Annotated in this window: 4 protein-coding genes; 3 read left to right on the top strand and 1 reads right to left on the bottom strand. The window is 39.0% G+C overall.

From position 1 onward, the window contains the following. Together F6K51_RS36690 and F6K51_RS36685 are read left to right on the top strand one after the other, a co-directional pair. The coding region (locus F6K51_RS36690) for an ISAs1 family transposase (protein ID WP_293030943.1) at positions 1-330 on the top strand (330 nt) is incomplete at its 5' end. A gap of 301 nt (positions 331-631) precedes the next feature. Beyond that, positions 632-841, top strand: coding sequence for a hypothetical protein (locus F6K51_RS36685; RefSeq protein WP_293030946.1), 210 nt, complete (start codon positions 632-634; stop codon positions 839-841). A gap of 132 nt (positions 842-973) precedes the next feature. Here F6K51_RS36685 and F6K51_RS36680 read toward each other — a convergent pair whose 3' ends face one another. Then, complete coding sequence (locus F6K51_RS36680) at positions 974-1,117, bottom strand: hypothetical protein (RefSeq protein WP_293030940.1); 144 nt, start codon at positions 1,115-1,117, stop codon at positions 974-976. 361 nt (positions 1,118-1,478) lie between these two features. On the opposite strand from F6K51_RS36680, the gene F6K51_RS36675 reads away from it, so the two are divergent. Further along, positions 1,479-1,780, top strand: a 302-nt coding sequence (locus tag F6K51_RS36675) for an SET domain-containing methyltransferase (RefSeq protein ID WP_293030937.1), incomplete at its 3' end; no start/stop codon positions are given.

Here is a 1,780-nt window from a genome sequence, read left to right as displayed (position 1 = left end):
AGTGAGCGACGTTTGTGGAATAAAACAACCACTGAAGTTCGTTTTTACATAAGTAGTTTGGAAAATAATGCTGATAAAATTGCTAAAGCTATCCGCAGTCATTGGGGGATTGAAAACAGCTTACATTGGATATTAGATGTCACATTTTATGAAGATAGTAGTCGTATTCGCAAGGATAATTATCCTGAAAACTTGGCTTTACTACGTCGTTTAGCTTTAAATCTAATGAAACAAGAAACAAGCTTTAAAGGAAGTTTAAAGATGAAACGCTATCGAGCAGCTATGGACAATAACTATTTAGTCAAAATTTTAGCATCTGCCAGTAAATAACTAGGGACTTGTTAGTCAAGTTTTATCCAAGAGAATAAGCCGAATATAAACCCAAATTTATGAGTTAAACACCATTACCAAATTAATTTCCTACTACCAATCTCTGTACCCCTTACATCGTAAGGCTTTGAGTTTTGGAAAATGTGTAATTAATTTTGTGCACCTGCTTAAGATTTCGGCAACTAAGGGAGGACGCGGTCAAAAATTTTTAGTCAGCTCCAATCCCTTGATTGTTAATAGTTAAAATTGAGAAATGTAGATTTTTAAATAACTTAATTAAGTTAGATGCGTTTACCCTGATATCACTCCTAGTAATAATCCTCAGGAATCTTCTCCAAAAAAATACCCTGTTAAGCACATTCTGAAGGGCTCCCGCAAGGCTATCATCAACACCATCCATACTCTTTATCTACTGCGTTATGCGGAGATTTTGGAGTGGAGTCCTTTGCAACCGACGGGGATTCCTGGAGAATTTATTACGATGATGACCAAGTACATAACTCTGGGTTAACGGATTAACTTTCTGGGGGGCAAAGCCCCCTGGCAAAACCATCGAGTCTGCTCCCATGGGAGCAGGTCCCGATAGGGTTGAAAACGGAATCAGATAAGGTAAATTTCCTAGCCGTGGATAGTATTTCTGCGGCTATTTTTTTTTAAGGGAGTAGGGAGTAGGGAGTAGGGAGTAGGGAGTAGGGAATCGGGAATCGGGAGCAGTATTCAATAAATAAGAGTAGTTTTTGGTGTTCTGATAAATCAGGAATTGATAGAAAAAATTAACAGGAAACACAGAACGGTTTTGTTGACAATCGAGAGCGTTGTTTTTCTAGCACAAGTTGCTCTATTTGTTGATAAGAGTTTCTCATATTTTGGGAGACTACTTCATTGGATCTCCCTGCCTGGTTGATTGTTGGGCGATTTGTCGCCCCTCCAGCAACAACGTTTAATCTTTTTCGAGATCAGTGCTCTCAAATGCTTGCTATACAATGATTTGAGTCAGCTTTCGCCCCCGTCGAAGATTCTGTAAGGTTTTAATAAGTAGTTTTTTGGCTCCCGAAGTGTGATATTCTCGTAAGAGCTGCTTCCCTGGGGTGAGCAGTTATAGCAATTTGTGTGGTTTTCTAAAAATATCGAAAACGAGACTAAGGATAATGACTGAAAGATTTGAACTCAGAGATACTCCGGAAAAAGGGGAAGGCATGTTTGCAACCGATATCTTGAAAGCTGGAGAGATCGTAATGGTTGGTAGAATCGAACAAGTTTTATCAGAAAACAATTCCCATGCCTCTCAAATTGGCAAAGATAAATATGTAATTCATGCTGGTATGATCCACAAGGTCAATCATTCTTGCGATCCCAATTGTGGTATCCATGTAAATGAAACGGGTGGACATGATTTCGTGGCTAGAAGAGATATTGCCGTTGGTGAAGAGATCACATTTGACTACGCTAT

The sequence above is a fragment of the Moorena sp. SIO3I8 genome (assembly GCF_010692325.1).
Taxonomy (GTDB): domain Bacteria; phylum Cyanobacteriota; class Cyanobacteriia; order Cyanobacteriales; family Coleofasciculaceae; genus Moorena.
This window is presented reverse-complemented; position numbering and strand designations above follow the sequence as displayed.